We start from the raw sequence: 11,622 nt of genomic DNA on the forward strand, positions 1-11,622 counted from the left end.
CCCGCGGGGGCCCTCCCTCTTCACGTTCCCGGTTCAGAGGTGGACGAGCCGGGGCGCCGCGCCGCGCTCCCGCAGCAGCGCCCCCGCCTCGCGGGTCAGCTCCCGCGAGGCGCCGAGCAGCCCGTCCAGCACGAGGGCCCGCCGGACGTGCCGGTGCAGGGCGTGTTCGGCGGTGAACCCGATGCCGCCGAGGACCTGCTGGCAGTGGCGGGCCGCGGTCAGCGCCGCCTGGCCGGCCGCCGCCTTGGCCAGCAGGGCGGACAGGTCGTCGCCGGTGTCGCGCTGGGCGGCCAGCAGTGTCGCCTCGGCGCCCTCCAGGGCGACGAGGGTCTCGGCGAGGCGGTGGCGGACCGCCTGGAACGAGGCGATCGGCCTGCCGAACTGGACGCGGTCCAGGGCGTGGGCGCGGGCCAGCGCGAGCATGGCGCGGCCGGTGCCCGCCAGCCACCAGCCCAGGGCCCGGCGGCCCGCGGCCAGGGCCGGGGAACCGGGAGGCCCGCCGGTGTCGGTGGTGCGCAGCGGCAGGTCGGCGTCGAGGAGCATCCCGCTCCCCGCGCCGTCCCGCTCCCAGACGACGGACGAGCCGCCCGCGTAGGGGAGCGGCAGGACGCCGCCGAGGGGACGGCCCGAGGCCGCCAGGAGCACGTCGTTGAGGACCGAGGCGTGCGCCCCGGTCTCCCCGAGCAGCCCGAACACCAGCGGGACGGCGGTGCCCGGCGCCTCGGCGAGCAGGTCGGGCCAGCCCAGCCCGTCCAGGGCCGCGTCGAGCTCGCGGCCGGTGGCACAGGCCATCGCCTTGCGCAGGGCCTCGGCGAGCAGCTCCCGGTCCGCGGCGTCCAGCTCCACGGCGGATGCGTCGTCCGTCACGGTCGTCACTCCCTTCCCAGGTCGAGGAGGCGGCGGGCGATGATGTTGCGCTGGATCTCGGCGGTGCCGCCGTAGATGGTCGCGGCCCGCGAGTAGAGGTACTCCGTGCGCCACGGCGAGCCGGTGAGCTCCAGGACGCCCGGCAGGAGGTCGCGCGCGGTGTCGAACAGCTGCTGCTCGGCGGTGGCCAGCAGCACCTTGTCGACCGACGTCTCGGGGCCGAGCCGCTCCCCGGCGGCCAGCCGCCGCTGGGTGCCGTGGGAGCGGCAGCGGGCGGTGTGCAGGGCCAGGTAGGCCGAGCCGAGCGCGGCGTCATCGGGGACGCCGGTCTCGGCCACGAGCCGGTCGAGCCGCGCGAACAGGTAGGCGATGCGGTGCCAGAAGCAGGTGGAGCGCTCATGGGGGAGCAGGTCCATCGCCAGGCGCCAGCCGTCCCCGGGACCGCCCAGCATCCGGTCCGCGGGCACCACCACGTCGTCGAAGAACACCTCGGCGAACTCGTCGACGCCGTGCATGGTGCGCAGCGGCCGGACGGTGACGCCGGGGGTGTCCATGTCGACGAAGAACGCGGTGATCCCGTCGTGGCCGGGCGCGGTGCGGGTGAGCAGGACGCAGCGTTCGGCGTACTGGGCGAGGCTCGTCCACACCTTCTGGCCGTCGACCGACCAGGCGCCGTCCGAGCGGGGCGTCGCCCGGGTGCCCAGCGAGGCGAGGTCGCTGCCGGAGCCGGGCTCGGAGAATCCCTGGCACCACTGCTCCCGCCCGCTGAGCAGCCGCGGGACCATCTCCGCGGCGAGCTCGGGACGGGCGTAGGAGATCATCGTGGGGGCGAGGACCTCGACCATCGAGTAGATGCCGGGTTCGGCGAGGTCGCGGGTGGCGACCTCCTCGCCGAGCACCGCCCGCAGGACGGCCGGCCCGCCGAGGCCGCCGACCCCGGCGGGCCAGCCGTAGCGCATCCAGCCCGCGTCGTACAGGGCGCGCCGCACCCGCGCCAGCTGGGCGACCTGCCCGTCGAGCGAGTGGTCGGGGCCGGGGGAGAGGTCGTTCTCGGCGAGCCAGGCCTGAACGTCCGCCCGGAAGTCAGCGACGTCCATGACGGCTCAGGCCTGCTTGTGGGCGTGCGGAATGCCCGAGTCGTGGGCCCCGCTGCGCCGCAGGAACGTCATGGACCGCGTGCGCAGCCGCCAGCCGTCGCCGGTGCGCACGTAGGTGTCGCTGTAGTAGCCGATGCGCATGTGGTGGTCGGTCTGGTCGACGAAGCACAGCGGCTGGGTGCCGGACGCGGTGTCGCCGGACAGCTCCACGAGCGGGGTGCCCGTCATGAACAGCCCCTTGGGCGCCGCCGCGACCAGCTCGGGGAACTCGTCCAGCGGGTAGGTGTCGCCGAAGGCGCTGTAGGTGCCGTCGGGGGTGAAGACCGAGACCAGCCCCTCGATGTCCCCCCGGGTGATGGTCACCGCGTACTTGGCGAGCAGCTGCTGGATCTCCACCAGGTCGTCGATACTAGCCATGGAAGACCTTGCCGCCTTTCATCACGAACCGCACGTTCTGCGTGACGGTGATGTCCTGGAGGGGGTCGCCGGGCACGCCGATGACGTCGGCGAGCAGCCCCTCGGCGAGCCGCCCCCGGTCGGTGACGCTGATCAGCTCCGCGGCGCGGACGGTCGCCGCGCGCAGCACCTCCAGCGGCGCCATGCCGCGCCCGGCGAGCGCGACCAGCTCGGCGGCGTTCCTGCCGTGCGGGATGGCCGGGGCGTCGGTGCCGACCGCGATCTTCACCCCCGCCTCGATGGCCCTGCGCACCGACTCGCGGGCGCGCGGGAACATCTCGGCCGCCTTGGCCTTGAGCTCGGGCGCCGCCTTGGAGACGTCCATGCCGTCGGCCAGGAAGGTCGTCGGCACCAGCCACGTCTCGTGCTTGAGCATCAGCTCGATGGTCTCGTCGTCGATGAGGAAGCCGTGCTCGATGCAGTCGATGCCCGCCCGGACGGCGGCCTTCACCGCGTCGGCGCCGTGGGTGTGCGCCGCGACCTTCAGGCCGCGCCGGTGCGCCTCGTCCACGATGGCGCACAGCTCCTCGTCGGAGTAGTGCTGCGCGCCGGGCAGGCCGGTGTGCGACATGACCCCGCCCGAGCAGCACACCTTGATCAGCTGCGCGCCGTGCTTGATCTGGTACCGGACGGCCTTGCGCACCTCGTCGACGCCGTTGGCGATGCCCTCCTCCAGCGTCAGGGGGAGCACGCCGGGCGCGAACGCCGCGAACATCGTCGGGTCGAGGTGGCCGCCGGTCGGGGTGATGGCGTGCCCGGCCGGGACGACGCGGGGCCCGTCGATCCACCCGGCGTCGATGGCCTTGGCCAGCGCCACGTCCAGCAGGTAGCCGCCGGTCTTCACGAACAGGCCGAGGTTGCGGACGGTGGTGAAGCCCGCCCGCAGCGTGCGGCGGGCGTTGCCCACCGCACGCAGCATGCGCAGCGCCGGGTCGTCCTGGACGGGCGAGTAGGCGGCGGTCTCGCCGCGCCCGCCCATCAGCAGGTTGACCTCCATGTCCATCAGACCGGGCAGCAGGATGAGGTCGCCCAGGTCGATGACCTCGCCTTCCGGCGGGCCGCCGACCCCGACGATCCGGTCGCCCTCGATGCGCAGGATGCCCGGCCGGACGATCTCCCCCGTGTCGAGGTCGAGCAGTCCGGCCGCCTTGAGCGTCGGCATCGTCAGATCACGGGTTCGACGAGGAGGCCGATCTGGGCGGCGCCGCTGTCGGGGACGCGTGCCTGCTTCCAGACCTCGACGGGGAAGGAGACCATGACGAGCGACTGCATCAGGTGCATGAGCGTCCTGGCGTCGTCCGGCAGATCGCTGAGCGGGAACTTGTCGCAGTAGGCGATGGCGTCCTCCAGCAGCGGGAAGGCGACGTCGTAGAAGGCCTGCATCTCGGCCATGGAGGAGGCGAGGCGCCTGGCGTAGCGCTCGGCCTCGGTGGCCAGGTCCCACTCCAGGTAGGGCTCGAGGGCGGCGAACTCAGTGGGCAGCGACATCGGTGCGCTCCTTGTGCTTCTTGACGTACTCGGCGGCGGTGTGGTGCAGGTGGCGCAGGAGGAGCTCCTGGTCGCACAGGGGGAAGTCGGTGACCGCCCGGGAGTTGACCATGGTCTGGGTGGCCTCCAGGGTGTTGGCGTCCTGGAGCGCGTACTCCTTGAACGTCACCGCGGCCAGCTCCTGGGCCAGGCGCTCGCGGGCGTTCTTCGGGGGCACGAAGTAGAGGTTGGCCTCGAAGATGTGCTTGTTCACGGCGGTGGGCCAGTAGTGGTAGGTCAGGTACCAGCCCGGAGCCCAGAACAGCAGGGTGAAGTTGGGGAAGAACTCGAAGGAGTCCGTGCCCCATGACCTGTGCCGCGAGGGGTTGATGGCGGGCGGGAGGTCCTCCGGTGCCAGGCCCTGGACGTCGGGCCGGTCCCACGGGCCGAAGAGGCCGCTGCGCAGCACCCGCTCGATGGGCTTGACCATGTTCGGGTCCTTCGGCGGAGCCATGCCGCCCCAGGAGGAGATCATGGAGTGCCGTCCGAAGAGCTGGTAGTGCAGCGCCTCGAAGCCGTAGCCCATGAGCTTGTCGGCCTCCTCCTTCACCGCCTGCTTCTGGTGCAGCACCGGCGCGTGGTAGAACTCCGTGAACGCGTCGATGAACAGCTTCCAGTTGCTGCCGATCTCGGCCTTGTAGGTGTAGACCTCGGTCATCTCGTGGAAGGGGTAGCCCTCCAGCCCCTCGGCCATCTCACCCAGGTACTCCTTCAGAGGAGCCGCGTCCGGGTCGAGGTTGACGAAGATGAAGCCTTCCCAGACCTCGCAGCGCACGTCCTTCAGCCCGTAGTCGGCCTTGTCGAGGTCGAAGAACTCGTTCTCCTGCTGGACGAAGGTGAGCTTGCCCTCGAGGTCGTAGCGCCAGGCGTGGTACTTGCAGGTGAACTGCCGGCAGGTGCCCTTGACCTCCTCCTGGGGGTAGTCGTTCCACACCAGCTTGTTGCCGCGGTGGCGGCAGACGTTGTGGAAGGCGCGGACGACCTTGTCCTTGCCCCTGACCAGGATCAGGGAGGTGTCCGCGACCGGGAGCTCCTTGGTGAAGTAGCTGCCGGTCTTGGGCAGCAGCTCCACCCGGCCGACGTTGAGCCAGGTCTTCTTGAAGATGGCCTCGCGCTCGGCCTCGTAGTGGGCCGGGTCGATGGAGTCGGTGTAGTCGACGGGGGCGGTGCCGAGCTCGGGGTACTGCTCGGTCCAGCTGCCCGCCGGAGGCTTCGCGAAATGGGGCACGGTTCTACCTTTCGTGTTCTGGCTGGGCGCCGAAGGTCTCGTGTGCGAGGGGCTCGTGTTCGGGCCGGACGCCGAAGGCGTTGAAGGCCGAGGCGAGCATCGTGTAGGCGCCGATCGTGAAGACCAGGTCCATCCGCTGGCGCTCGTCGAGGTGCTCGCTGAGCGCGGCCCAGGTGGCGTCGGACAGGTCGGCGCCGTCGCCGAGCTCGTCGACGGCGCGCAGGACGGCCTGCTCGAGCGCGCCGTCGGCCCTGCCCTCGCCGGCCGCCTCGACCTCCGCCTCGGTCAGGCCCATCTGCTGGACGGCCATCTGCGCGTGGTGGGTCCACTCGTAGGCGCAGTCGCAGCGCCTGGCGACCCGCAGGATCGCGAGCTCGCGCAGGCGGGGCGGCAGCGTGGAGCGGAACAGGAGGTACACGTTGAAGCCGAGGAAGGCCTCGGTCAGGTCGGGGTGGCGGATCAGCGTGCTCAGAGCGACGCCCGCCCCCTCCGGGTTGCGGCGGCCGCGGGGCAGCAGTCCCCGGAGCGCGGTGTTCTCCTTCTCGCCCCACAGGTCGCCGGGCAGCGGGGGTACCCGCATCACGCGCTCCCCTCACCTGGGTACCGCCTGCTCATACGGCTCCCTTCTCGCTCAAGAGAATGTCATTCTCATTTATGAATCGAAGGTTTTCATGAGGAGGGGGGTTCCGTCAACGCCGCCGGCCCGGCACTGCCCGGTTATCTCTCTTCCTTCAGGCGGATGGTTGATTCTCAGCTAGCGAGAAGCTAGTTTCCTCTCACCGGGTACAGGATGCCAACCGGGCCAGGTGAGCGGGAAAACCCCAGCTCACGACGACGGCGAGCACGGATGCCCCACCGGTCGGGGGACAGGACTGAGGAGGACCCCCCCAATGAAACTGAAGAACAGCGTGGCCGTTCTCGCGGCGGTCGCGCTTCTGGCCGCCGGGTGCGGCCGCGATGGCTCCGGCACCGAGGAGACGACGGACGGCACCGCGACACAGGCCGTCTCGGGCGACTTCGGCGACCTGAAGAACCTGTGCCAGGCCGGCGACGCCAAGAGCAGGTCCGCTCAGGGCGTCGACACGGAGATCAAGCTCGGCGTCTTCACCGACGTGGGCTTCACCAAGAAGACCGAGTTCGTGGACGCGGCCGAGGTGTTCAGCAAGTGGTGCAACGAGGCGGGCGGCATCAACGGCCGCAAGCTCGTCCCCAACACCCGCGACGCCAAGTTCATGGAGGTCCGCCAGCGGATGATCGAGTCCTGCCGCGACGACTTCTTCATCGTCGGCGGCGGCTCCGGACTGGACGGCCTGGGCGTCAAGGACCGGCTGTCCTGCCTGCTGCCGGCCTTCCCCGCGCAGGCGAGCCAGATGCAGAACACCGGCTCCGACCTGCAGATCGAGACGGTCGCGGGCGGCGCGTTCTACAGCCCCTACGCCGGCTACTACACCTGGCTGCTGAAGGAGGGCCACCCCGGCTCCGCCAAGGACGTCGGCCTCATCTCCGGCGACTCCCCGGTCACCAAGGTCCTGGAGGGCCAGACCAAGGAGATGATCCAGGCGGCCGGCGGGACGATCTCCTACAACGAGCTGTACCCGGCGCAGGGCGTCTCGGACTGGACCCCCTACGCCCAGGCCATCAAGAGCAAGGGCGTCAAGGGCCTGATCTTCCTCGGCGACTTCAACAGCCTCTCCAAGCTCGAGCAGGTGCTGACCAGCATCGACCACAAGCTCGACTGGATCGACGCCAACAGCAACTCCTACGGCCCGGCCTTCCTGCAGCTCGCGGGCCCGGCCATCGCCGGCCAGAACAACCTGGCCGACCTGGGCGGCGTCCACCCGCTGGAGGACGCGGCGAACAACCCGGCGACCCAGCAGGTCGTCGACCTGTTCAAGAAGTACGCGCCGGACAAGCCGGTGACCCTGCAGGTGGTGCGCGCCTTCGTGGCCTGGACGCTGTTCGCCAAGTCGGCGGCGAGCTGCGGCGACGACCTCACCCGCAAGTGCGTCTTCGAGGCGGCGCAGGAGGAGACCGCATGGACGGGAGGCGGCCTGCAGGCGCCGCTCGACCTGTCGCAGCCGGACGCCCCCGCCAAGTGCTTCAACATCGTGCAGGCGACCCCCGGCGGCTGGAAGCCCGCGGACTTCAAGCCGGACACCGGCGCCTACCGCTGTGACGCCCCCGCCTACAAGTTCAAGGGCGACTACGGCAAGCCCATGACCCTCGCCGACGTCGGCAAGAGCATGAGCGACTTCAAGTAATGGAACAGTTCCTCATCTTCGGGGTCGTAGGACTGAGCACCGCAGCCATCTACGCGATCATCGGCAGCGGGCTGGTGCTCACCTACACCACGACCGGCGTGTTCAACTTCGCGCACGGGGCGGCGGGCATGCTGTCGGCATTCGCCTACTGGCAGCTCGCCGTCGGGTGGGGATGGCCGGTTCCGCTGGCGCTGGCCGCGGTGCTCCTCGTCCTGGCCCCGGCCTTCGGGCTGCTGGTCGAGAAGGTGGTGCTGCGGCCGGTCCAGAACCTGGGCGAGGCCGAACGGCTGGTGATGACGGTCGCCCTGCTGAGCGGCCTCATCGCCGCCGCCCGGTGGATCTGGGACCCCAACCTCCCCCGGCCGCTGACCACCTTCTTCGCCGACCGCGAACCTTTTCACCTGGGCCCGGTGACGATCACCTGGCACCAGGCGCTGACCATGGCCGTCGCGGTGCTGGCCGCGCTGGTCCTGTGGTTCGTGCTCAACCGCACCCGCACCGGCACGGAGATGCGCGCGACCGTCGACGACCGCGCCCTGGTCGGGCTCACCGGCGCCGACCCGGTCCGGGCCAACCGCGTGGCGTGGGTGCTGGGCACCCAGCTCGCGGCGGTCGGCGGCATCCTCATCGCGCCGACCGTCGCCCTGGACGCCGCCCAGCTCTCCCTGCTGATCGTCAGCGCCTACACCGCCGCGATCTTCGGCCGGCTGCGGAGCCTGCCGCTGACCTTCCTCGGCGCGGTGGTCGTCGGCTGCCTGGAGAGCTACCTGACCGGCTACCTGCCGCAGAACCCCTACCTGCCGGGGCTGCGGCTGGCCGCGCCCGCCCTGCTGCTGTTCCTGGCCCTGCTGCTGTTCCCGCACGGCCGGCTGCGCGGCCGCGACCGCAGGCTGCGCCCCGTCCCGACGCCGACCATGCGCGGCACGTTCGTCTTCGCCGGCGCGATCGTCCTCTTCGCGGTGGTGCTGGCGACCGTGCTGGACGAGGCGCAGGCCATCTCCTACGGGCCGATGTTCGCGCTCGGCGTGGTGGCGCTGTCGTTCGTGCCGCTGGCGGGGTACGCGGGCCAGATCTCGTTGTGCCAGCTGAGCATCGCCGGCGTCGGCGCGGTCGTCTGGGGCCAGCTGGCGCCGGACGGCCAGCCGTGGGCGCTGCTCGCCGCGTTCGCGGTCTCCGCGCTGGTCGGCGCGCTGATCGCGGTGCCCGCGCTGCGCCTGTCGGGCGTCTACCTGGCGCTGGCGACCGCCGCCTTCGCCGTCGTCCTCGACCGGTGGATCTTCACCCTGCCCTCGTTCGAGGTGCTGGGCGTGCAGATCTCGGTGTTCAACCAGAGCTCGGTGGAGATGGCCGGGCTCGACCTCTTCGGATTCCGGCTGGACGAGGCGGCCGAGCTGATGGTCTTCGCCGCGGTCTGCCTCGCCCTGGGCTCCCTCGGGGTGGCGGCGCTGCGGCTGAGCAGGTTCGGGCGCAGGCTGATCGCGCTGCGCGACAGCGAGGCGGCCTACGCGACGCTCGGCGGCAGCCTGCTGTTCGCCCGGGTCCTGGTGTTCGCGCTGAGCGCCGGGATCGCGGGGGTCGGCGGGGTGCTGTACGGGATGCAGCTGCAGTCGGTCACCGCCGAGCAGTTCAACTTCGTGGCGGGCCTCCCGGTCTTCCTGATCGCGGTGATCGGCGGGCTCGGCGCGGTGGGCAACGGCCTGTTCACCGGCACCGCCTACCTGGGACCCGTCCACCTGCTGAACGCGGTGGCCCCCTGGACGCACAACATCGTCCAGCTGCTGCCCGCCCTGGCGGGGCTGGGCTTCGCCCGGCACCCCGAGGGCATCGTGCCGGGGCTGCGCCGCAGCTGGGAGCCGCTGGGGCGCGACCGCACCGCGCTGGCCGCCCTGCTCGGCGGGTTCGCGGTGCTGTGGCTGCTGCGGATCGGCGACGTCGTCGGCAACGCCGTGCTGCTCCTGGGCACCGCGGTCCTGGCGCTCGCGCTGCGCACCTGGGCGCGGTCGAAGGAGACGGCGGCCGTCGTCGCGCCGGAGGTCCCGGTCGAGTGGTGGGGCGTGCGCCGCCCCTGGCGCGCGGAGGACGAGGAGGTGCTGGCCCGTGGGATCGCTCGAGGTTAGCGGGGTGAGCGTCGTCTTCGGCGGCCACCGCGCGCTGGACGGCGTCGGCATGACCGCCGAGCCCGGCCAGGTCACCGGCCTGATCGGGCCCAACGGGGCGGGCAAGAGCACCCTGTTCGACGTGGTGTCCGGGCTGCGCCGCCCCTCCTCGGGGCGGGTGGTGCTCGACGGCCGCGACGTCACCCGGCTCGGGCCGGCCCGCCGGGCCAGGCGCGGGCTGGCCCGCACGTTCCAGCGGCTGGAGCTCTTCGGCAGGCTGACCGTGCGGGACAACCTGCTGGTCGCCGCGGAGATGGGCCCCGACCGGCGGCTGGCCGGGCACGCCGTGACGGGGATCCTCGACCGGATCGGCCTGCACCACCTCGCCGACACCTGCGCCGACGAGCTGTCCACCGGGGCGGCGCGCCTGGTGGAGGTCGGCCGGGCGATGGCGGTGCGGCCCAAGCTCCTGCTGCTGGACGAGCCCGCGGCAGGGCAGGACGGCGAGGAGACCGAGCGGTTCGCGGCGCTGCTGCGCTCGCTGGCCGACGACGGTACGACCGTCGTCCTGGTCGAGCACGACATGGGCCTGGTCATGAGCGTGTGCGACCGGCTGCACGTGCTCGACCTCGGAAAGATCATCGCTTCCGGTCCGCCGGAGGAGGTGCGGCGGGACGCGCGGGTCCTCGCCGCCTACCTGGGCGAGACGCCGGTGGAGGAGTCATGAGCGCGCTGCTGGAACTGCGCGGGGTCCGCGCCTCCTACGGCGGCATCACCGCCCTGCACGGCGTGGACCTGAGAGTCGCCGCCGGGCAGGTGGTGGCGCTGCTGGGCCCCAACGGGGCGGGCAAGACCACGACGCTGAAGGTCGCCGCGGGCGTGCATCCGGCCGACTCCGGCCGGCTGCTGCTGGGCGGCCGGGACGCCACCGGCGCGGACTCCCGCGACCTGGCGCGGGCGGGGGTCTGCCTGATCCCCGAGGGCCGCGGCGTCTTCCCCAACCTGACCGTCCGCGAGAACCTCCTGATGATGACCTTCACCGGGCGCGGCCGCGCGGAGGTCGAGGAGATCGCGTTCACGCGGTTCCCCGTCCTCGCCCGGCGCGCCGGGCAGGCGGCCGGGACCATGTCCGGCGGCGAGCAGCAGATGCTCGCGCTCGCCCGCGGCCTGGCCACCGATCCGGCGGTGCTGCTGCTGGACGAGCTGTCCATGGGCCTGGCGCCGCTGGTCGTCGCCGAGCTGTACGAGCAGGTCGCCGAGATCGCCCGGCAGGGCGTGGCGGTCCTGGTCGTCGAGCAGTTCGCGGCGGCCGTCCTCGACATCGCCGACCACGCCGCGGTGCTGGTGCGCGGCCGCGTCGAACGGCGGGGCGACCCCGACGCGGAGCTGCGCGCCGAGCTTTCCGACCTTTACCTGGGGAGTGCACGATGACCTCGACCGAGACGCGTGCGGACCGCTTCGTCCGCGAACTGGCGGACCTGCGGATCGCCGACCCGGCGGCCGGGCGGCCGGCGCTGTGGCTGCGCCTGGGCGCGGCCGGGATGGCCGCGGGCGTGGTGCTCGGGTTCGCCGCCTACCTCCTGGCCCACGGCACCACCGACCCGCTGGCCCAGCGCGACGCCCTGGCCCTCGGCCTGGCCGGGGTGAGCACGGCGGTGGCCGGCTCGGCGCTGTTCCTGCGCTACTCGCTGACGGGCTTCCTGCGCTTCTGGATGGCCCGCCAGTCCCACGACCTGTCGGTCCTGGCCGACCGTCTGCTGGAAAAGGAGAAACTGCAATGACCGCACCGTCCCTACGCGCGGGGGAGCAGCTCGCCAGCGCCACCTGCACCACGCGGGTGGTCGTCGTGCGCGCCCCCGCGGGCGGTGGCGCGGAGCTCGCCTGCGGCGGGAAGCCGATGGTCTCCGCCGCCTCCGCGCCGCCCGCCCCCGCCTCCGGCGGGGGCGCCGCCACGCTCATCGGCAAGCGCTACGTGAACGCCGACGACACGGTCGAAGTGCTCTGCACCTCCTCCGGAGCGGGGGAGCTCAGCTGCGACGGAACCCCGATGACCCTCAAGGCGGCCAAGCCGCTGCCCGCCTCGGACTGAC

Annotated in this window: 13 protein-coding genes; 6 read left to right on the forward strand and 7 right to left on the reverse strand. The window is 72.1% G+C overall.

Annotated features, from left to right (window positions below):
* Positions 1-33: 33 nt before the first annotated feature.
* Genes ABD140_RS01560 through ABD140_RS01590 form a run of 7 tightly spaced genes read right to left on the reverse strand, consistent with a single transcriptional unit; the run spans position 34 to position 5,755 of the window.
* Positions 34-867, reverse strand: coding sequence for an acyl-CoA dehydrogenase family protein (locus ABD140_RS01560; protein WP_344235839.1), 834 nt, complete (start codon positions 865-867; stop codon positions 34-36).
* Between the two features lie 5 nt (positions 868-872).
* Entirely contained in the window at positions 873-1,964 is a 1,092-nt protein-coding gene (locus tag ABD140_RS01565) for an acyl-CoA dehydrogenase family protein (RefSeq protein WP_344235841.1), read from the reverse strand.
* Positions 1,965-1,970: 6 nt separating this feature from the next.
* Positions 1,971-2,381, reverse strand: coding sequence for a nuclear transport factor 2 family protein (locus ABD140_RS01570; protein WP_344235844.1), 411 nt, complete (start codon positions 2,379-2,381; stop codon positions 1,971-1,973).
* Positions 2,374-3,582, reverse strand: a complete 1,209-nt coding sequence (locus ABD140_RS01575) for a metal-dependent hydrolase family protein (RefSeq protein ID WP_344235846.1) — start codon at positions 3,580-3,582, stop codon at positions 2,374-2,376. Before ABD140_RS01575 ends, ABD140_RS01570 begins: the two co-directional genes overlap by 8 nt.
* Before the next feature lie 2 nt (positions 3,583-3,584).
* Positions 3,585-3,908, reverse strand: coding sequence for a hypothetical protein (locus ABD140_RS01580; protein ID WP_344235848.1), 324 nt, complete (start codon positions 3,906-3,908; stop codon positions 3,585-3,587).
* Entirely contained in the window at positions 3,892-5,175 is a 1,284-nt protein-coding gene (locus ABD140_RS01585; RefSeq protein WP_344235850.1) for an aromatic ring-hydroxylating oxygenase subunit alpha, read from the reverse strand. The genes ABD140_RS01580 and ABD140_RS01585 overlap by 17 nt, the downstream gene beginning before the upstream one ends.
* 4 nt (positions 5,176-5,179) lie before the next feature.
* The gene (locus tag ABD140_RS01590; RefSeq protein ID WP_344235852.1) at positions 5,180-5,755 is read right to left on the reverse strand and encodes a carboxymuconolactone decarboxylase family protein; all 576 of its coding nucleotides are present in this window, start codon (positions 5,753-5,755) and stop codon (positions 5,180-5,182) included.
* A 310-nt stretch (positions 5,756-6,065) separates the two neighbouring features.
* Here ABD140_RS01590 and ABD140_RS01595 point away from each other — a divergent pair, with 310 nt between their 5' ends.
* The 6 genes from ABD140_RS01595 to ABD140_RS01620 are packed head-to-tail and all read left to right on the forward strand — an operon-like array spanning position 6,066 to position 11,621.
* Positions 6,066-7,436, forward strand: coding sequence for an ABC transporter substrate-binding protein (locus ABD140_RS01595; RefSeq protein ID WP_344235854.1), 1,371 nt, complete (start codon positions 6,066-6,068; stop codon positions 7,434-7,436).
* Positions 7,436-9,553, forward strand: coding sequence for a branched-chain amino acid ABC transporter permease (locus ABD140_RS01600; protein ID WP_344235856.1), 2,118 nt, complete (start codon positions 7,436-7,438; stop codon positions 9,551-9,553). Before ABD140_RS01595 ends, ABD140_RS01600 begins: the two co-directional genes overlap by 1 nt.
* Positions 9,534-10,259 (forward strand): ABC transporter ATP-binding protein, encoded by a 726-nt coding sequence (locus tag ABD140_RS01605; protein WP_344235858.1) that lies wholly within the window; start codon positions 9,534-9,536, stop codon positions 10,257-10,259. Before ABD140_RS01600 ends, ABD140_RS01605 begins: the two co-directional genes overlap by 20 nt.
* A complete protein-coding gene (locus ABD140_RS01610; protein ID WP_344235860.1) occupies positions 10,256-10,963 on the forward strand; it encodes an ABC transporter ATP-binding protein in 708 nt (235 codons plus the stop codon). Before ABD140_RS01605 ends, ABD140_RS01610 begins: the two co-directional genes overlap by 4 nt.
* Complete coding sequence (locus ABD140_RS01615; RefSeq protein WP_344235862.1) at positions 10,960-11,313, forward strand: hypothetical protein; 354 nt, start codon at positions 10,960-10,962, stop codon at positions 11,311-11,313. Before ABD140_RS01610 ends, ABD140_RS01615 begins: the two co-directional genes overlap by 4 nt.
* Positions 11,310-11,621 (forward strand): hypothetical protein, encoded by a 312-nt coding sequence (locus tag ABD140_RS01620; RefSeq protein ID WP_344235864.1) that lies wholly within the window; start codon positions 11,310-11,312, stop codon positions 11,619-11,621. Before ABD140_RS01615 ends, ABD140_RS01620 begins: the two co-directional genes overlap by 4 nt.
* Position 11,622 lies beyond the last annotated feature (1 nt).

Source organism: Actinocorallia libanotica (assembly GCF_039525175.1).
Taxonomy (GTDB): domain Bacteria; phylum Actinomycetota; class Actinomycetes; order Streptosporangiales; family Streptosporangiaceae; genus Actinocorallia; species Actinocorallia libanotica.